The organism is Bacteroides sp. MSK.18.37, assembly GCF_019129155.2.
Classification (GTDB): Bacteria; Bacteroidota; Bacteroidia; order Bacteroidales; family Bacteroidaceae; genus Bacteroides; species Bacteroides ovatus.
Genome location: NZ_JAHOIB020000001.1, coordinates 6,406,458 through 6,424,326 on the forward strand (window position 1 = coordinate 6,406,458; position 17,869 = coordinate 6,424,326).

The 17,869-nt window shown below is 46.5% G+C and carries 18 protein-coding genes and 1 pseudogene; 2 read left to right on the top strand and 17 right to left on the bottom strand.

Annotated elements, in window-relative coordinates; all coding sequences use genetic code 11:
• Positions 1-100: 100 nt before the first annotated feature.
• The 10 genes and pseudogenes from atpE to KSX81_RS24875 all read right to left on the bottom strand — a co-directional run bounded on the left by atpE (position 101) and on the right by KSX81_RS24875 (position 9,779).
• Positions 101-358 (bottom strand): ATP synthase F0 subunit C, encoded by a 258-nt coding sequence (atpE, locus tag KSX81_RS24830; protein ID WP_004295758.1) that lies wholly within the window; start codon positions 356-358, stop codon positions 101-103.
• Between the two features lie 108 nt (positions 359-466).
• Positions 467-1,609, bottom strand: coding sequence for a F0F1 ATP synthase subunit A (gene atpB / locus KSX81_RS24835; RefSeq protein ID WP_004318095.1), 1,143 nt, complete (start codon positions 1,607-1,609; stop codon positions 467-469).
• The gene (locus tag KSX81_RS24840) at positions 1,593-2,027 is read right to left on the bottom strand and encodes a hypothetical protein (RefSeq protein ID WP_217725584.1); all 435 of its coding nucleotides are present in this window, start codon (positions 2,025-2,027) and stop codon (positions 1,593-1,595) included. Before KSX81_RS24840 ends, atpB begins: the two co-directional genes overlap by 17 nt.
• An 83-nt stretch (positions 2,028-2,110) precedes the next feature.
• Complete coding sequence (gene atpC, locus KSX81_RS24845) at positions 2,111-2,356, bottom strand: ATP synthase F1 subunit epsilon (protein WP_004303467.1); 246 nt, start codon at positions 2,354-2,356, stop codon at positions 2,111-2,113.
• Positions 2,357-2,368: 12 nt separating this feature from the next.
• A complete protein-coding gene (gene atpD / locus KSX81_RS24850) occupies positions 2,369-3,889 on the bottom strand; it encodes a F0F1 ATP synthase subunit beta (RefSeq protein WP_004295754.1) in 1,521 nt (506 codons plus the stop codon).
• Positions 3,890-4,788: 899 nt separating this feature from the next.
• On the bottom strand, positions 4,789-6,111 hold the full coding sequence (locus KSX81_RS24855) for a sigma-54-dependent transcriptional regulator (protein WP_005775887.1): 1,323 nt from the start codon (positions 6,109-6,111) through the stop codon (positions 4,789-4,791).
• Positions 6,104-7,465, bottom strand: a pseudogene (locus KSX81_RS24860) (hybrid sensor histidine kinase/response regulator); the annotation flags it as partial. The pseudogene KSX81_RS24860 and the gene KSX81_RS24855, both read right to left, overlap by 8 nt.
• A complete protein-coding gene (locus KSX81_RS24865) occupies positions 7,466-8,341 on the bottom strand; it encodes a radical SAM mobile pair protein B (protein ID WP_004329298.1) in 876 nt (291 codons plus the stop codon). It abuts the pseudogene before it with no gap.
• Complete coding sequence (locus KSX81_RS24870; RefSeq protein WP_004329299.1) at positions 8,338-9,006, bottom strand: radical SAM mobile pair protein A; 669 nt, start codon at positions 9,004-9,006, stop codon at positions 8,338-8,340. Before KSX81_RS24870 ends, KSX81_RS24865 begins: the two co-directional genes overlap by 4 nt.
• Positions 9,003-9,779, bottom strand: a complete 777-nt coding sequence (locus KSX81_RS24875) for an MBL fold metallo-hydrolase (RefSeq protein WP_004329300.1) — start codon at positions 9,777-9,779, stop codon at positions 9,003-9,005. The genes KSX81_RS24870 and KSX81_RS24875 overlap by 4 nt, the downstream gene beginning before the upstream one ends.
• 130 nt (positions 9,780-9,909) lie before the next feature.
• On the opposite strand from KSX81_RS24875, the gene KSX81_RS24880 reads away from it, so the two are divergent.
• Positions 9,910-10,809, top strand: coding sequence for a helix-turn-helix domain-containing protein (locus KSX81_RS24880; protein ID WP_004329302.1), 900 nt, complete (start codon positions 9,910-9,912; stop codon positions 10,807-10,809).
• A 47-nt stretch (positions 10,810-10,856) separates the two neighbouring features.
• On the opposite strand, the gene KSX81_RS24885 is transcribed toward KSX81_RS24880, so the two are convergent.
• Entirely contained in the window at positions 10,857-11,045 is a 189-nt protein-coding gene (locus KSX81_RS24885) for a hypothetical protein (RefSeq protein WP_005775886.1), read from the bottom strand.
• A gap of 23 nt (positions 11,046-11,068) precedes the next feature.
• Here KSX81_RS24885 and KSX81_RS24890 point away from each other — a divergent pair, with 23 nt between their 5' ends.
• Positions 11,069-11,728: a helix-turn-helix domain-containing protein gene (locus tag KSX81_RS24890; protein ID WP_004329304.1), complete on the top strand. Its 660-nt coding sequence runs from the start codon at positions 11,069-11,071 to the stop codon at positions 11,726-11,728.
• 21 nt (positions 11,729-11,749) lie between these two features.
• On the opposite strand, the gene KSX81_RS24895 is transcribed toward KSX81_RS24890, so the two are convergent.
• The 6 genes from KSX81_RS24895 to KSX81_RS24920 all read right to left on the bottom strand — a co-directional run bounded on the left by KSX81_RS24895 (position 11,750) and on the right by KSX81_RS24920 (position 17,669).
• Positions 11,750-12,697: a relaxase/mobilization nuclease domain-containing protein gene (locus KSX81_RS24895; protein WP_004329305.1), complete on the bottom strand. Its 948-nt coding sequence runs from the start codon at positions 12,695-12,697 to the stop codon at positions 11,750-11,752.
• Positions 12,694-13,059, bottom strand: coding sequence for a MobC family plasmid mobilization relaxosome protein (locus tag KSX81_RS24900; protein ID WP_004329306.1), 366 nt, complete (start codon positions 13,057-13,059; stop codon positions 12,694-12,696). Before KSX81_RS24900 ends, KSX81_RS24895 begins: the two co-directional genes overlap by 4 nt.
• Positions 13,060-13,235: 176 nt before the next feature.
• Positions 13,236-14,174 carry a toprim domain-containing protein gene (locus KSX81_RS24905; RefSeq protein WP_005775883.1) on the bottom strand — a complete coding sequence of 313 codons (939 nt, stop codon included), beginning with the start codon at positions 14,172-14,174 and terminating at the stop codon, positions 13,236-13,238.
• A gap of 257 nt (positions 14,175-14,431) precedes the next feature.
• Positions 14,432-15,637 carry a primase-helicase family protein gene (locus KSX81_RS24910; protein ID WP_004328112.1) on the bottom strand — a complete coding sequence of 402 codons (1,206 nt, stop codon included), beginning with the start codon at positions 15,635-15,637 and terminating at the stop codon, positions 14,432-14,434.
• A 422-nt stretch (positions 15,638-16,059) separates the two neighbouring features.
• Positions 16,060-16,449: a hypothetical protein gene (locus KSX81_RS24915; protein ID WP_004328110.1), complete on the bottom strand. Its 390-nt coding sequence runs from the start codon at positions 16,447-16,449 to the stop codon at positions 16,060-16,062.
• Positions 16,446-17,669 (bottom strand): site-specific integrase, encoded by a 1,224-nt coding sequence (locus tag KSX81_RS24920; protein ID WP_005775881.1) that lies wholly within the window; start codon positions 17,667-17,669, stop codon positions 16,446-16,448. Before KSX81_RS24920 ends, KSX81_RS24915 begins: the two co-directional genes overlap by 4 nt.
• Positions 17,670-17,869 lie beyond the last annotated feature (200 nt).

The following is a 17,869-nucleotide window of genomic DNA, read 5'->3' on the forward strand; positions in this document are numbered from 1 at the left end:
TCTTTATTTACGATTTTACGATTTACAATTTACGATTTCGCGGCTGATCATGATTTGAAACATGGTTCACGCCTGCGAAATTCGCTTGTTATATACCTGATTAGAGGAAGAACACCAACAGACAAACTACTACCGCCAACAGAGCCACACCTTCAATCAAGGCGGCGGCGATAATCATGTTCATACGGATGTCCCCTGATGCTTCCGGCTGGCGTGCGATTGCCTCCATTGCCGAACCACCAATCTTACCAATACCCAAACCAGCTCCGATTACTGCAAGACCTGCACCGATAGCTGCACCTAATTTACTAACTCCTACTGCTGCTGCAGTGGCTTGTAACAATACTGATAGTAACATAATTTTCAGTTTTAAAATGGTTTATATTTTCTCTTGTTTATTATTTAATCATTCATTCCGCGCGTTTATTCCGTATTCTTTTTATCAACGTTTTCACCGCGTTTCATTTCAATTTTCTTCAGCTTTCACTTTGGCACCTTCCTGTGCCAGACCGATAAACACTGCCGACAACATCGTAAATACGTAAGCCTGGATGAAAGCAACCAACAACTCAAGCGCATTCATAAAGATGTTGAACAATACAGAAGCCACCGTCAGCGTGCCGTTCAGTGCAGGCCCCATGCTTGCCGAGATAAAGATCAGGCAGGTAAGCACCAGCATCGCCATGTGTCCCGCCAGCATATTGGCAAAAAGACGAATCATCAAAGCAAACGGTTTCGTAAAGATTCCGAAGAACTCGATGAATGGCATCATCGGTACAGGCACTTTCAGCCACCAAGGTACATCAGGCCAGAAAATATCCTTCCAGTAATGTTTCGAACCGAAGATATTCACTGCCAGGAACGTGCAGACTGCAAGCACCATAGTGATAGCGATATTTCCCGTCACGTTCGCACCTCCGGGGAAGAACGGAATCAATCCCATCATGTTATTGATAAAGATGAAAAAGAACGCTGTCAGCAGATACGGTGCAAACTTCCGGTAGTTGGGTCCTACACAACTCTTGATAATATCGTCGTTCACCATCATGATGAACATCTCCATGAATCCGATAAATCCTCCCGGCGCTTTCGCTCCTTGCGGACGTTTTCTGTACCAGTGTGACACGCTCAATACGATGATGAGCAACAACACGCTGTTGAACAGCAAAGCAAATGTCACTTTCGTGATGGAAATATCCCACGGGCGGACCTGTTCGCCTGCCGCATTATACTCTACCAGTTTGCCCTCGTACTTACTTCCTTCGGGAGCGATGGAAAGTCCTTCATAAGTCCCTCCATTCTCTTCGAGACGGGAAGAAAGGAACGTGTGCCAACCTGTAGTGCTACTATAAACAATAATAGGTAATGGTATAGTAATGTGCGTGTTACCCCACGTCGTAATATGCCATTCGTAGGAGTCGCCGATATGACCGAACACAATTTCTTTCACATCCACCGTGTTCTCCTGTTCCTCTTTCGGAGTAATCTCGTCCTGCGTCTGTTGTGACACCGCTTCCCCCTCCTGTTCCTGTGCAAGAACCGGCAAGCTGACTGCCGCCATGAGGCAGAACAGAATCAACGGAGCTACTATGTTATGCAACTGTTTCATTTTTCTTCTTATTTTTCTTTTTCCGTTTCTGATTCAACTCAAAAGAGAAGAAGAACCAGGTTTCGAATACCAGATATATCAAATAGAACAAGATAAACGTCAGCAGAAAGGCTCTGGCTTCTTCGCGAACGGCAAGACAATAAATCAATGCCAGAATCAGCGAAAGAATCATTTTTATCATCTTCGTTGCCAGATACAACAGTAACATTCTCTGTGGAGCATGCCGACGGCAAGCGTCGAAAGCATAAATGCTAAACAGCCCGAAGAAGTAAAAATAGATCGGAATAAACGGATACCCTCCGAAATAATGCCCCGGCAAAGCGAAGTGTAGAATGACAGCTCCGAGTGCCCCGCTAATTACCGCAAATAAGGTATGCCACCAAATAAAATTCCGTTTAGTTTTACTAATATTCACCATGTTACTGTGTTTTTCTGTAAGATTATAACCTCGTTTTTTTCATTTTTTTAATGCTTAGTCTTTGTGCCGGTGAGGAGTTTCCGTCAGGAAACACAGGCAGAAACCGTACCGTCACTCATTTCGACAAAACCGCCCTGAATATCCATCGTGTGCTCTTCTCCGTCCATCGTCGTGTAACTCAACGTTCCCGCTTTCAACGACGAAACAATGGGCGCATGCCCGGGGAGAATAGAAAACGAACCGATCATTCCCGGCAATGTGACAATCTTCACATTTCCGTCGAATATGCTCTTTTCGGGCGATACTATACTCAAATGCAGTTCTTTCATCATGCTATCTTTTTATTTTTTTGCTGCCTGTTCCAGCAATTTCTTACCTTTCTCTATTGCCTCCTCAATGGTTCCGACATTCAAGAAAGCCTGTTCGGGAAGATAATCCACTTCTCCTTCCAGAATCATCTTGAATCCCTTGATGGTGTCTTCAATACCCACCATCACACCCGGAACGCCCGTAAACTGTTCAGCCACGGCAAACGGTTGTGAAAGGAAACGCTGCACACGGCGGGCGCGGTTCACTACCATCTTGTCTTCTTCCGAGAGTTCTTCCATACCGAGGATGGAGATAATATCTTGTAATTCCTTGTTACGTTGCAGAATTTGTTTCACTTGCTGCGCTACGTCGTAGTGTTCCTGGCCAACAATGTGCGGGTCGAGGATACGTGACGTAGAAGCCAACGGGTCTACCGCCGGATAAATACCCAGCTCCGTAATCTTACGGTCGAGCACGGTAGTTGCGTCCAAGTGGCTGAAAGTTGTTGCAGGAGCCGGGTCGGTCAAGTCATCGGCAGGCACATACACCGCCTGTACGGAGGTGATAGAACCTTTGCGGGTAGACGTGATACGTTCCTGCATCGCACCCATTTCCGTAGCCAACGTGGGCTGGTAACCAACAGCGGAGGGCATACGTCCCAAAAGGGCGGACACTTCTGAACCTGCTTGCGTGAAACGGAAGATATTATCAATAAAGAACAGAATATCGCGTTTCTCACCTTCTTTTCCTGCGTCGCGGAAAGATTCCGCCACCGTCAGTCCGGACAATGCCACAGAGGCACGTGCGCCCGGAGGCTCGTTCATCTGACCGAAAATCAGAGACACTTGCGATTTCTCCAGTTCGTTATAATCCACTTTCGAAAGATCCCAGTGACCTTTCTCCATTCCTTCTTTGAATGCTTCGCCGTAACGGATTACACCGGATTCAATCATTTCGCGCAGCAAGTCGTTACCTTCACGGGTACGTTCACCTACTCCGGCAAATACAGAGAATCCATTATGTTTCTTGGCGATATTATTGATAAGTTCCTGAATCAATACAGTCTTTCCTACACCGGCACCGCCGAACAAACCGATTTTACCACCTTTGGCATACGGTTCGAGCAGGTCGATCACTTTGATACCTGTGAAGAGCACCTCTTGCACAGTAGTCAAATCCTCAAACTTAGGGGGGTCGCGATGAATGGAATATGCACCTTTGCGGTCGAGTCCTTTCATACCGTCGATCGAATCACCGACTACGTTCATCAGTCGTCCTTTAATCTGTTCGCCAATCGGCATCGTGATCGGGCCTCCGGTGGGATACACTTTCATGCCTCTCTGAAGTCCGTCAGTACTGTCCATCGCTACGGTACGCACCGTATTTTCGCCGATATGTTGCTGAACTTCTACAACCAGTATTTTGCCGTTTGGCCTCTTTATCTCCAGTGCGTCGTGGATGCTTGGCAGCACCAATTCTGCATCCGTACCCTCAAAGTACACATCGACCACAGGGCCGATCACCTGCGAGATATGTCCGATAATCTGTGACATAAGCAATCTCTTTTATTTATATTATTCTTTTCTCTCCTTTTTGACTTTATAATATGAAAGGAATGCACATTTTTCGCGTTTTACCTATTTCATTATTATAATAAACAGTTGAGTTCAGTTTTTGTTCAACTATTTTCTATATCCCATAAACTTCTGTCCTTAGAAATAGTTAAAGAAACAACTGCGCAAATGTAGAAACAATTCCGTGTCGTTGTGCTTCCTTTTTCATAATTTGTCGTTCGATAACACTTATTAGACCTACAATGACTACAGATTGACCAATTCAGGCAAATTTCTGCTACAAATCAATAGCAAAACAAGTTTGGGGGCAATAATCTATCAATAAACTAAATTAACCCATCGAGTTTCCTATCTCTTTGTTAAAAATCAATGGATTAGCAAAAACAAGAAATAGTGGCAAAAACAACTAGTTTTGTGTTCGAACACAGAAAAGTCCGTATTTTCATGTTTTCCTTAAGAAAGTTTAAAGCCATATTTCCTGTTTTTCTCCTATCTATTCTATTCCTTATATATTCCGCATTTTTGCATTAAGATTCACATCCATCTTTATAAAGTTCCCAATTTGCATAAAAGAGCAATATAATAACGCCACATACAATTATTATCTCATTTTTTTGCTGTAATTCTGGAAGATTTTTATAACCACTTTATTAGCAAGCAGTTCTGAGGATAAGGTAAAAATGAGGTAATGATTTGGCAACCCTGTCTATTTCTACGTTCTGCTGTGAGTTGCTGTCAATGTCTCTCGTCTTGGTACAAAAGTAGCAATAAAAATCGGATACACATCAAAATGTCCCATGATTTTTATCACAGGACGTTTTTTATCTTCGCTGAATAATCCGGTTTAACCGTTACTTCTATTTTCGGCAAGTTGCGGGCTATGATTGCTGAAATTTATACTTTAATCCATACTCTTCCAACTTGCTATACAGCGTTGTACGTCCGATTCCGAGCAATTCGGCGGCAACCTTGCGGTTTCCGTTTGCCTGCTTCAACGCGCGTAAGATGCGTTCCTTGTCCTCCGCATCGTTTCGCAAGGCGAAGCTGACAGGTGAGGTCGGTTTCGTTACGGCAAGTTCCAGATGCTCTTTCATGACAACTCCCGTCTGTGCCTGCAACACCGCGCCCATTATCTTCTGCCGAAGCTCACGGACATTACCCGGCCACGGATGGGTCAGCAATGTCTTACGGGCTTCCGCATCGAACCCAGTCACGCTACATTCCAATTCATTGTTGGCAATCTCACGGAAGAACTCCGCCAACGGCATGATGTCCTCCTGACAGTCACGCAAGGGCGGAACAGTTATCTCGAAGTCGTGCAAACGGTACAGCAAATCCTGTCGGAAACGTTTTTCAATGACCGCTTTCTCCAGATCCTCGTTGGTGGCGGCGATGATGCGGACATTGAAGCTCTTGTCCGTCTTGTCACCTATAGGGCGGTATCTCCGTTCCTGTATGGCACGGAGTAACATCTGCTGGGTTTCCAATGCGAGATTGCCTACCTCATCCAAGAACAATGTGCCACCCTCTGCCTCATTGAAGTATCCTTTCTTTGTGCTGTCCGCACCCGTAAACGCGCCTTTGACATGTCCGAAGAATGCCGAGGGCGCAAGGTCTTTGGAGAGTGAACCGCAGTCCACAGGCACAAACGGTTTCCCTGCCCTTTTGCTCTTATCATGCAGATGGTGGGCGATATGCTCCTTGCCCGTGCCGTTCTCTCCGAATATCAGCACGCTCATATCAGTAGGGGCAACTAATCTTATCTGTTGCATGATTTTCTGAAAGGCGGAACTGTCACGGGCAAAAACGGGCATACGATTTCGTCCGATACTCCGTTCTTTCAGGATGGTATGAAGCAGAGGCATAAGTTTATCCTCCACAAGCTGCTTGGGGATATAGTCCAGCGAGCCGAGTTTCATACTTTCGACTGCCGTATGCACTTCGGCATAGTTGGTCATGATGATTAACGGTTGTGTCATGCCTTCCTTGCGCATCCATCGTAATAGGTCGATGCCGTCACCGTCGGGTAGTCGTAGGTCAGAAACCACGATGTCCCCGTCTGAGGCTTGTTGCAGAAGTTTCTTCGCGGTCGAGAGGTGGTAAGCCTGCACGGTACGGAATCCTTCCCGTGCCAGCAGGTTGCAGACAAACTCGCAATACACGATATTGTCCTCCACCACGATGATTCTTGTTTTATCCATTTTCGTATTTTTCCTTTCTTCTTTTGCCTGCCGGATAATTTCAGCACCTTTATCCAGCACAGCCGGTCACCGCTTTGCATATCGCTTCGTCATCTGGAGTGGCACTTCCATGAAGTTGGGCGTAAAGTTCCCTCAATGGCTGGTCGGCACGGAGAATCTGCCATGAACTTCGCAGATGGTGTGTAAGTGTGTCCAGTTCTTGGAGGTCTTTACGCTGTTCTGCATCCTTGACCGCCTGCATTTCCTTTTCGGTTTCCGCTATCAGTTTGTCCAGCATGACGGATTCATTGCCATAAGATAGCAGAGTGGAAAAATCCGGCTTTTCATCCAATATGCTGCTTAATGCGCATTTATCCGTAATCTCCATCAGTTCGGATATGGAGAACGGCTTGAACAGGCATCCGGCAAATCCACGCCCTATAAGTTCCTCCTTGCTGCAACTGCCCGAAGCGGTTGTCACGACTATGGGAATACTCTTCGAGTTGCCTACATTGGATGAGCGCAACAGTTCCAGCAGTTCAAAACCGCTTATCTCAGGCATATTCAGATCCGTCAGAAGCAGGCTGTATTCCTTTTTTCGTATCAGCTCCATCAGTACCGAAACATTGGTACAGGTATCGCAGTGCATCCCTTCATGGGCATACATTTCTTTCAACATAAGGAGAAGTACCTCGTCATTGTCGATGGCAATCACATCATGGCAGATATGATTATGGCGCATTTGCGCTTGAATTGTCTGTTCCGGCAGTTCCTCGGCTGTCTGCATGGGAATTTCCACCGTGAAGCGGCTCCCTTTGCCTTTCTCGCTTTCCAAGTGTATAGTTCCACCGAGCATCGCCACAATACGCTGCACGATGGACAATCCTAATCCGAAGCCGTCTTTTGCGGCGGCATTTGAAAGACGTTCAAATGCACCGAATACTCGTTGTTGCTCATCTTCGGTCATGCCCGTACCGGTATCTTCAACGATAAGTTTCAGCAAACCGTTATCATAATCCGCTGCCAATGATACACTACCGTTATCCGTGAACTTGATGGCGTTTGACAACAAGTTGTTGCCGATTTGCAGGATACGTTCCTTGTCGGTCAAAACCACCGCATCGGTGTGGCTCTCCACTATCAAAGTCAGCCCCTTGTTCATGGCAATGGGCATGAACTCCGTTTCAAGAATATGCGTGATTGCGGAAATCCTGCAAGGGGAAAGGTTGGGTTGCTCCTTGCCGTTGTCCAGACGGAAGAAATCCAGCAGCGTGTTGAGCATCTCCCGCATACGCTCGGAAGATTGCCGGATATTATCCACATACATGGTGCTTTTATCCGCGCTACAACTTTTCTGCATCAGTCCGGCATAGCCTCATTTTGTCAATCGTATTTTTTCGTGGTAGAAGTAGTTTACGATGACAGGTTTGCCTTTTTCCGAGCGTCCGTATGGCAGATCGTTTATACGATACGGGAAGCCCTGCTCCTTGGCGTAATTTGAAATGTCCTGCTCCAATGCCTGCCAGTATTCAAGCCTTTTTTTATTGTAAATTTCCTCGTAAAGCGGTATGAGGTCAGGATACTTCTCACGGATATACGTCATTATCCCGCCTTTGAACTGCCCGCGTAAATTCAGGTTTTCAAGCCAGATTAAATCAGCATAATCTTTTACCTCCTCTATTATTGCCTTCACGTCTGTTATTCTGGGGAATATGGGCGAGACGAAGCATACGGTGCGGATACCTGCCTCGTATGTCTGACGCATCGCTTTCAGACGGCGTTCAATGCTTACGGCGTTGTCCATATCTGCGCAGAACTGCTCGTCGAGCGTATTGACAGACCATGACACAGTCACTTTGGGAAAACTCTTCAACAGGTCGAGATCGCGAAGGACAAGATCGGACTTTGTGCATATCATAATCTCGGCATCGCTTCCTCGCAGCTCTTCGAGCAGCCTTCGGGTACGGTGGAATTCTTCTTCATACGGATTGTAACCGTCCGTCACAGACCCTATTACAACACGTTCACCGTCGTATTTATGAGGATTCGTTATCGGCTTCCAGTTTTTTACATCTAAAAACGTACCCCACGGCTCGGTGTGCCCGGTGAACCGTTTCATGAACGATGCGTAGCAATACCTGCAGGCGTGGGGACACCCTACATAAGGGTTGACCGAATATCCTCCCACCGGCAGAGAGGATTTGGTCATTACACTCTTTACATCTATTTCCTTTATTGTATCCATATTCATTGTATTCGTCTGGTAAATTGTTCCGGCAATTCCTGAATCATTCTTTCGTCGCCCATAATCGGCAGCAAATCCTCTTTCATGAACACCGGTATGCCATGAGCCTTTGCCTGTTCTGCAATGCTAAGCACCCATTCGGGGCGCGAATATGACTTTCCTTTTCGGTTTCCGGTCTCTGTGCCTATGACAATCCAGTCAATTCCCTCGAAATCAATCTCGCCGATATCATCGAAGAGAGGTTCAAACGTGACATGGTAGTGTCGTGCTTTGATATTCTTTTTCAAATCATCAATCCTCCTTTTCTCGGAACTGCGCGTGACGGTCACGCCCATCCATACGTTCTCGTCGTCAGAGGAGAAACTGATTTTGTCAGGGCGCTTCGTCAGAAAGATATAGGCGTGCTGGGGATTGCTGCTGATCCGCTCGAAAATTTCTGCGTTCCATTCAGGCTTCCAATCGGAGAAATCGCTCATTCCTGTCATGAGCCACACATGAGGACGGGACGTATCGATGATGCGCAGTTTTCGTTCCATGTATTCAGGCACGGAAAAGTCGTCGGTAATGTGGAAACGGCGGCAGTTGTTACGGGCATAGCAGTAAGGGCATCCTATAGTGCACCCTACCACTATGTTCATGTTTTTTATCAGGGATTTAATGCAGACACTCATAACACAACTGTTTCTCCGTCCTCCGGGATAATCAGCCGGCTCATGTCGGCTTCGTGATGCGTTGCCTCATTGCGCAGAATTGCACGGGTGGTCTGGCAATGGTCGATGGCATCCATGTGTACGGCTATCAGCTTGATATGCGAAGGCAATTCGTCAAGTATCTGCATCACTTCGTTCTCGTCGGGGATGATAGGACCGTCCGTTTTGGAAAATTCGGGAAAGATTGCACCTCCGGAGTTTACCACGATATAGTCAGGATTGAACCGTTCCACGGTGTCTCGGATACATGCTTCCCATCGGCAGTCACCCATTATATAAACGGTCGGGAAGCCCTCGGCTTTTAGCACATAACCTGATACAGGTCCCATCATCTGCCCGATCTGCCCGAAACCATGATGTCCGGTCGTGCGGTAAATGGATATGCCGTCTATTGTTTTTATTTCTTCGATGGGTATCACATTTGTAAATCCGTCGTTTCTGATGGCGTCCGCGTCCTGGGGCTGAACGTAGAAAGGAATTTCTTTGGGCAAATGTGTGGGGACACTCGGCTCGTAATGGTCGATGTGATTGTGGGTCAGGAGCACCATGTCCACGCCTCCGATAATATCCTGAATAGGAATGGTGAGGTGTACCCTCGGTGTTTTATTCACACCGAGGGCCGATATCAAAGTGCCTTTGTCGGCTAAAACGGGGTCAATTAGCATGGTGTGTCCCGCATACCTGATTTTCAAGGTGGCATTGCGCACCAATTGTACTGTGGATGTCTTTTTCATGACTATATGTCTTGTTATTGATTACGGGTGCAAAGTTCGGAAGAATCCGGCGAAACATCTATGCCTGAAAAAACGGTAATTATGCCATTTTGATAAATGAAATTATTATCTTTGCAAAAACGACAAGGATATGGACGAGATAATCAACCCTGATCGACTGGTCAGCGTACCGTTCAACAAGACACGCTGCGGCGTGGATTTTTACATCAATACTGCCATAAACAAGGACATCGGACTTGTGCTGACAGAAAACAAGCGGTTTAAGACAGACTTCTTCAGCTTCTACTTTTTCCGTAAGGCAAACGGATATTTGCTACTGAACTTCCGCAAGATTGAACTGCGCGACGGCATGGTTCTCCTGCTTTCACCCCATCAGCAACAAGAGTGGCATGTAGATGAGACGGCGTTGGATTACACGTTCCTTATATTCCGCGAAGATTTCATGCGTACTTTTATCGCCGACAAGTTCTTCGTTTTTCGCCTTTTGTATTGTTACCAGACAGATACGCCGCCTTACATCAATGCCACACATGACGAAATGAAGGAATATATGCGGCTGCTCGGAAAGATTAAGTATGAGCTGATGAATCCAGTGTCCGATACGTACAATATCATTGTTTCCTTACTATATTATCTTTTGCTGATTATCAATCGTACATACGCTGCCGCCTATTGCTTGCCCGCTGAAATTGCTAAAAACAATTTCGCTTTTCGGTTCAAGGACTTGTTGGAACAGAATATCCGCACCCACCAGCGGGTGCAGGAATATGCAGACATGCTTCATGTCAGTCGCATCACACTCAATAACTCAGTAAAAGCCCAATTCGGAGTATCAGCTACCCATTTGATAAAACAACGTCTGCTTGAGGAACTGAAGAACGAATTGCTATTCTCCAACCGCACTGTCAGTGAAATGGCGGATGATTTCAATTTCTCTGATCCGAGCCATCTCATGCGCTTCTTCAAACAGCAAACAGGCAAAACATTTACTCAGTACATGACGGATTACAATAAAGGCATATACGAATAACTTCTTAATATAGTCGATAGCGGCTATCGAAATATGGTTGTTGATGTTCAGGCGTTTTTGTACTGCATGAACCATTTTACGATTTCTGGATCTTCGTGCGAGCCGAGTAAGAAAGGCTTGTCGGTATCCAGCGTCTTTATCCGTGCCATGTCGTCGGCCGACAGGGTGAAGTCTAATATGTCGAGATTCTGCTTCATGCGTTCCGGTTTCACAGACTTAGGAATAATTATGCACACTGATATTTATCGCGCCCGGACAGGTGTTCGGTGCGGAAGATGACGGCATGCAGTTCCAACCAGATGGCTACCTGCTTATGTTCCATCCCGACCTGCTGCGGAATACACCTCTCGGGCGGATAATGCGTGAATATTCGTTCTTTTCCTACGAGACAAACGAGGCATTGCACCTTAGTGTGGAAGAACGGCAAATCATCATGGATTGCTTCCACAAGATTCAATATGAATTGAACCATCCGATACACCGTCACAGCAAGAACCTCATCACAGACAGCATCAAGACGTTCCTTGATTACTGCACACGTTTCTATGACCGCCAGTTCATCACACGCGACAACCAAAACCGAGACATCCTCGCAAGATTTGAGCGGTTGCTTGACGAATACTTCCATGATGGGGCTGCTAAACGGATAGGCTTGCCCACTGTACAGTATTGTGCAGACAAGCTCTGCCTCTCGCCCAACTATTTCAGTGATTTATTGAAAAAAGAAACAGGTTCAACCGCCCTGCATTTCATTCATGACAAGTCTATTGAAATAGCCAAGACGGAACTTGCATCTACAGACGACACCGTTAATGAAATCGCCTATAATCTCGGTTTTCAGTACCCGCAACATTTTACCCGACTGTTCAAGAAAGAGGTAGGTTACACTCCGAATGAATATAGAGCGCAAGTGTCGTGAGAATTGGATTAGTACAGAATATTAGAACCCAACACCTCTCTTGCGCTTAACTTTCTTCCTTCTGCGAAGTATATCCACCATTTCCTGATTGGCTTCCGCATCAGCAGCGTTATAAGATGAGCCACTGCTTTTTAGCAATCCCCAAGAGCCGTTGAACAACTCGCTTTGTGCCGTGCCGGACGGTGCGCTTGGTGTAGCCGTTTCATATATTCCGGCTGTTATTCCCATACGTTCCCTGCATCTGTTGTGCTGCAAAGCCGCGTCAATCTTGGAATAACTGAAACGCCTGTCCACTTTGGAGCCGTTGAAATGGTAGCCATTCATGGAGAATACAACACCCTGCACCTCGCTGGTCTGCCCCTTATGCTTGAAATGTACTTCCACTCCCTGCCGTTTCAGGTTGGCGATAAGCACGTTCCAGTTGCCGCATCTGCCGACTTCCATTTTGATGATGTCGTAAAGCGCATATTTCGTCCTGTCTGGCTCTTTCAGGCGGTTGCGTTTGACATTGTCCTTTCCGCCAGCCATATGCAAGCCGTATTTCAAGGTCAATTCCTTGCAGATGCGGGTACTGCGCAGACGCTCGTGCCTGTCCGATATGGTATTGCCGTTGTTGTCTATGCGGTTGAAAGCAATATGCACGTGTGGATGCTCCTTGTCGAAATGCTGGGCGATGAAGAACTGCGTATTCTTGATTCCCATCCGTTCCATATATTCAAGCGCGATGCCTGCCATGATACGGTTCGTCAGCCGTAACTCATCCTCTTTGGAAAAACTCAACGCGATATGTCCGACAGGTTTTGTCACCTTATCGTTCATCCGTGACTGGGCATTGAAACTCATGGCGATAGTTTCCAGATTTTCCATAAACAAGCCTTCGCTTGCTACTATCTGCGTATCCTTCTTCTTGTCGATGATGTAATCCACCGCACCCTTGAAGTCGCTTCCTTTTACGATTTTCGCCATCATATCCCTATCTTGGTTATAAGTTCATGAATCCTTGCCACTGCCACCTTGCAGTCCCACCGTTCATCGTGGAAGCCTCCGGCGTTTGCCTTACGCGCAAGCTGGTTGAGATTGTTAGCCATGCCGCAGAGTTGGCGGATGTATCCGGCATGTTCCTCCGACAGCCGTTCTTTCACATGACCGTTACGGAAACATTCCCTCATGTACTCGCTTGGTGATACGCCCGCCTCATGCGATCGTGTCAGCAGGCGGAAGTAGTCGGCTGCCGTCATTTTCACTGCGATACGGTATTTCAGTTTCTCGGTTGCTTCCTTCTTGGGGCGACCTCCCTTGTTGCGTTCCTTGTGTTCCTTTGTCTGTTCCATATTTTATTCCTTTTAATTCGGTTACTGATTCAACTGTATAGACCGACGGGATGCCACCTCCTGCAATTTGGATGGTGGGTGGCAAGCGGTTTCGGTACACCCGAAACACAAACTTGCTACCTCCCAATCCTTAAGGAATGAGTTTCGGGCATCTCCCGTTTTTCTCATTCGGGATGTCATAATCCCAACCCTTTCTTCTTGGGTTTTACGATAGTTCTTGGCGGTGGACTAACGGCTAATTTCTGCCGGATTCCACGCAGGTAATCGTTCAGGTCTTTATGCCCTTTGTAGTTGTCGGAGAAGTCGCGGATGCGTCCGGCGAACTTCCTTTCCAATTCCCGATACGCCTTTCTTCCCGCCTCGTCATTGTCGAGCATGCAGTGGATACGTCCATACCCGTGCAGCACATCTATAGCTTTGGAAACATTGGCGGTCGAATTGAGGATGACGTAATCCTGCCTGTCAAGGTCGGGCAAGTTCGAGCAGTTCCTCTTCCGCAACGTGAGGAATGAAAGATAGTCCATCATGCCCTCGAATACAAGGCATTTCTCTCTCGCTTCTCCCTGTTGCCGAATATGGCTGATGTCTTTGGGTGCGACACAGCCTTTGAAAAAACGGTTACGCACTTCAAATCCTCCCGCCACATTCGGAAAACCGATGGCGAAATAGGGCTTGCCGTTATGGGTGAAGTGGAGCTCTTTACATTGCGCCTTTGCCAAAGCGATGTTTATGCCCCGTTCCTGCAAGTATCGGAGCAATGCCGGATGGGTGAGTTCGCCCACCTCCAAATGTTGGAAACTCGGTTCGGATGCCTGCTGGCGAAAAGAGAAAGATATGGGACGGATGTGTGGTGCCTGTTCCGCTATCTTGCCAAGCAGATAAGGCACATGGTCGGATGCGTACAGTACCCCTGCAAGTGCGATGATGTTACCACCTCTTCCCAGTCCATAATCGAACCACAGGTTGCGGTCGGTGTTCACCTTGAACGAGGCTTCCGTTTCCTGACGGAACGGGGATTTATACCACAGGCAGTTTCCCTGTTGCTTTACGGGCGAATAACCCAAACTTTGCAGATAGTCCGCAATTTTGATTTGTTTTGCTTCTTGGATGTTCATGATATAATTTCTATGGATTTGATGATGACTGTAAAAACGTTGATTTGATGAATGAGATATGTATTGTCCTATACGTTAATGCTTTATATTCTCAACATCTTCTCAACAAACCACTCACAAATAGAGAATCCAACAAACTGATGCTGTTTCCCTCTCAACTTTTCTTTTCGATTGTTGAGAATTTGTTGAGAGTGTATGCTGTTTATTATCAGTATGGTTATATCATTATTCATCAATTCAACAAAAAAAGAATAGTATTACAGGGATTCAAGTTGTTCCCTTGTGACGGTGTAGAAACGACCGACTCTTTTTATCGGCTCATATCGGCACTCCCGATTGTAATTGAATTGGTAAGTGGTATATGTAAGCCCGTTAGAGGCAGGAGTAAGTTTCCAACATTCCTGCAATACCTTTCTGACTTGGTGCTTCTCCACCTTTACCTGCGAATGTACCAGCAAAAGAAGAATGTCGTTGTGGCAGAACGAGAATGTGTCCGTGCCGACACTTTCCATAATGTCAAGGATAAGTTCGCACATCTCTATCTCCAATCGGTTGCGGTTGCTGCGGATAATCTTCTGCAAGGCTTCGGTATGCAGCAAAGAGGGCGCAAACCACATACGGCTTTCCTTTTCGGTGGAAAGTTGTCTGTATTGCAGGTAATACAGAAAGGCAGGTATCTCAGCTTTCAGCTTTTGCAGGAAGTCTGTGTCATCGGATTGCAGACGGTCTATCTTGCGCACCCAATAGCGTGTTTCACCTGCATCAATGATAACAGGCAGATACTCGTTGTTGGAGCATAGCACGAACTTGGCAAAGAACGCTATCTCGTCACGGTCTTTGCCTTTGGCTTCCACCTTGTAGGAAAGTGTGGTGCTGAGGTTCTTCAACCGCTCGCTGTCCTCCCTGCGGTTGAGCAATACCTCGTCCACCACGATGAGCAGTTTTCCTGCCCAGTCGGAATTGAACTGGCTGCGGAAGTCCTCGTTGGTATTGAAAGTGACATTGTTTTGAAACACAGCTTTCAGGAAGTTCAGGAATGTACTCTTGCCCGTGTTGCGTTCTTCTGATACCAACAGCAGGATAGGCAGTTTCTGCACGGGTTGCAGGTAGAGCAATTGAAGATAGTCCATGCCCAATTCATACTGTTCACCGAAGATATGGCGCACCAATGACCGGATACAGGGAAACTCGCCTTGTTGCGGACGGTGTCCTATCGGCTCGTAGAGGTTCAGGAACTTGTCCACCACGGGACGGTAGTCCACATGGTCGGGGACGGTGCAGAAGCCGTCGTACTTCGGCACGGTGGCGAGATAGTCCTTGCCGTAGTCCTGCCGCAGTGTTTCGTTGTTCCACACGATGCGCTTCTTCACATAGCCTCCGTTCAGACGGGGCTGGTTCACTAACTTGTAGAGGGTAGTACCCACACGGATAAACTCCTCATTTTCAAAGTTGCCTTGTTTCATTAGCACTTCATTTTTTTGTTTAATCAGTGCAAAACTCGGCAATTAGCGCAGAACGGATTAACAACTCACGCATACCTCACGTAAGATTTTCTTGGATTTGGCTTTATGACATACAACAAAAGGAGGGTGTGTCAAAACAGAAATGACAACTTCTAAAAGTTACAGATTGTAACGTATAACACTTAAAAGGGTCGTATCAAGCTCTGTATGGAGTAATGATACGACCCTTTTTGGGATCTTTTAGGATGCTCAAATTTCAAATTATAAGTTCATCTTTTTAATAATTGAGTTTTGACACACCCTCTTTGTCGTAATCGTACGTATGAATGGCAATACACCTATTCACATACTCGTATAAATACATTGTTGGCAATGGGAATACGCATAGGTCTCACTACTTCATGTCGTCATATCATTAGAACTTATGCCTGATAATTAGACATATCCCAACCATTTATACCCAGCGAAAAGAAGATATTTGTTTTCTCTTTTCGCAAGTACAGCCTTTTAAATATGGCATTGCGCACCTGTTCCGCACCGAAGCTGTCAATGCGGAAAGCAAGTGCGACTATCATCGGAAAGCTGAACACATCGGCATGATACCCGTTCTCCTGCCGAACATACTTCTGTACCTCGTATTCTTTTAATGCTCCACTGTTATAGATGTTTCTGATGGCAGAACGAAGTGTCGGAGCAATTACTCCGAACAGTTCCACCAATTCCGGCTCGCTCATCCAAATGTTTGAGACATTCTCCGGCATGATGATATTGCCGGATTCATTCACTGTTATGCTGTTTCTTCTCATACTCATGACATCGTTATTCCGTTAAACGTCTTACTCAGTTTGTCGCCGAACATGGTCAGGTCGTTGTCGAGCTTCTGCGTGGTTATCTTTGCGTAGAGTTGGGTCGTGACTATATTCGTATGTCCCAACACACGGCTTACGCTTTCAATGGGCATCCCCTTGCTCAAAGCTAATGTTGCGAAGCCATGACGACTGCAATGAAATGATATTGACTTGGTTATGCCACATTCCCTTATCATCCGTTTCAACGGTTTGCAGATAGACCAATAGTTCAAGCCGGGGAATATACGATTGTCTTTCTGCATCGGTCGGTAGCGTTCGACTATCTGCAAGGGTATATCCAGCAGCTTCACTTGGAAGGCGACTTTTGTCTTGTGGCGTTTGGACAATATCCACTTCTCGCCGTTCACCTCCACGATGTTGTCATTCGTCAGTTCCTGAATGTCCACGAATGACAAGGCGGTGAAACTGGCAAAGATGAAAATGTCACGGATGTATGCGAGCTTGCTGTCTGCAAACTCATGTGTCATGACCGCTTTCAGTTCATCCTCCGTCAGATATTCCCGTTCTTTCACATTGGGGCTGATATGAAACTGGATGAAAGGATTGCGCGGTATCAACCCGTTATAATGCGCTTTCATGACCACGCCTTTCAGCCACATACAGTTTGCCCATATCGAACCGTTCCGCAATCCGGCTTCAGTCGAGAGGTATGCGGCGAACTCCTTGATGAAATCGGGAGTAAGTTCCAACATGGACATATCGCTGCGTCTGTAAAACGACTTGATAAAGGCGGCTACATGGTTTCTTGCCCGTACACGTGCCCGATAGGTAGCCATTACCCTGTCTTTGCCTACCCGTTTCTTGAACACTTCGTTCTCACGGTCGAATGCTTTTAGCAGCGTCTCATACTCGCTGCCGATTCCCTGATAGGCGTTGCGCACCATCTCAGCCGTAACAAATGCCTCGCGGTCTGAAATGCGCTGGTAATGTTTGATGATTTGCGCCTTGATGTTGTCAAGGGCAAGGTTGATGTCTCGTGCCTCGCGGCTCTTGCCTTTCGCCTTGTTTCCTTTCACGTCCCAAAGCGTTTTCGGGATGTTCTGCTTACAACTGAACTGCGCCACAGTCCCGTTGATTGTCACTCGTCCCATGATGGGGACAATACCGTTTTTCTCCTTGCTGCCGTTCACGTAGAACAGAACCTTGAATGTGCTTCTTGCCATACTCGTTTTTTGTTTGCAAAGTTATTACTCAACGAGTTAGACCTTGATATGCCAACCTGTGCCACAAGCTGCCAAATACAACACGGTGTGTTAAAAATCACCATTCGGCGGGTAATGATTTGGAGACCGTTCTTCTTCATAAATCCGCTTTCCTTTACGTTACCTCGATTTTTCGCCTGTCCTCATTTGTCTTCGCAAAC

Bases quoted from the DNA above. Each gene is read 5' to 3' on its own strand.
- KSX81_RS24865 (WP_004329298.1), bottom strand. From the start codon at position 8,341: ATGAATATGGATACAATAAAGGAAATAGATGTAAAGAGTGTAATGACC.
- KSX81_RS24870 (WP_004329299.1), bottom strand. From the start codon at position 9,006: ATGAGTGTCTGCATTAAATCCCTGATAAAAAACATGAACATAGTGGTA.
- KSX81_RS24910 (WP_004328112.1), bottom strand. From the start codon at position 15,637: ATGAAACAAGGCAACTTTGAAAATGAGGAGTTTATCCGTGTGGGTACT.
- KSX81_RS24920 (WP_005775881.1), bottom strand. From the start codon at position 17,669: ATGGCAAGAAGCACATTCAAGGTTCTGTTCTACGTGAACGGCAGCAAG.
- KSX81_RS24895 (WP_004329305.1), bottom strand. From the start codon at position 12,697: ATGATGGCGAAAATCGTAAAAGGAAGCGACTTCAAGGGTGCGGTGGAT.
- KSX81_RS24915 (WP_004328110.1), bottom strand. From the start codon at position 16,449: ATGAGTATGAGAAGAAACAGCATAACAGTGAATGAATCCGGCAATATC.
- KSX81_RS24880 (WP_004329302.1), top strand. From the start codon at position 9,910: ATGGACGAGATAATCAACCCTGATCGACTGGTCAGCGTACCGTTCAAC.
- atpB (WP_004318095.1), bottom strand. From the start codon at position 1,609: ATGAAACAGTTGCATAACATAGTAGCTCCGTTGATTCTGTTCTGCCTC.
- KSX81_RS24900 (WP_004329306.1), bottom strand. From the start codon at position 13,059: ATGGAACAGACAAAGGAACACAAGGAACGCAACAAGGGAGGTCGCCCC.
- KSX81_RS24905 (WP_005775883.1), bottom strand. From the start codon at position 14,174: ATGAACATCCAAGAAGCAAAACAAATCAAAATTGCGGACTATCTGCAA.
- atpC (WP_004303467.1), bottom strand. From the start codon at position 2,356: ATGAAAGAACTGCATTTGAGTATAGTATCGCCCGAAAAGAGCATATTC.
- KSX81_RS24875 (WP_004329300.1), bottom strand. From the start codon at position 9,779: ATGAAAAAGACATCCACAGTACAATTGGTGCGCAATGCCACCTTGAAA.
- atpE (WP_004295758.1), bottom strand. From the start codon at position 358: ATGTTACTATCAGTATTGTTACAAGCCACTGCAGCAGCAGTAGGAGTT.
- KSX81_RS24840 (WP_217725584.1), bottom strand. From the start codon at position 2,027: ATGGTGAATATTAGTAAAACTAAACGGAATTTTATTTGGTGGCATACC.
- KSX81_RS24855 (WP_005775887.1), bottom strand. From the start codon at position 6,111: ATGGATAAAACAAGAATCATCGTGGTGGAGGACAATATCGTGTATTGC.
- atpD (WP_004295754.1), bottom strand. From the start codon at position 3,889: ATGTCACAGATTATCGGACATATCTCGCAGGTGATCGGCCCTGTGGTC.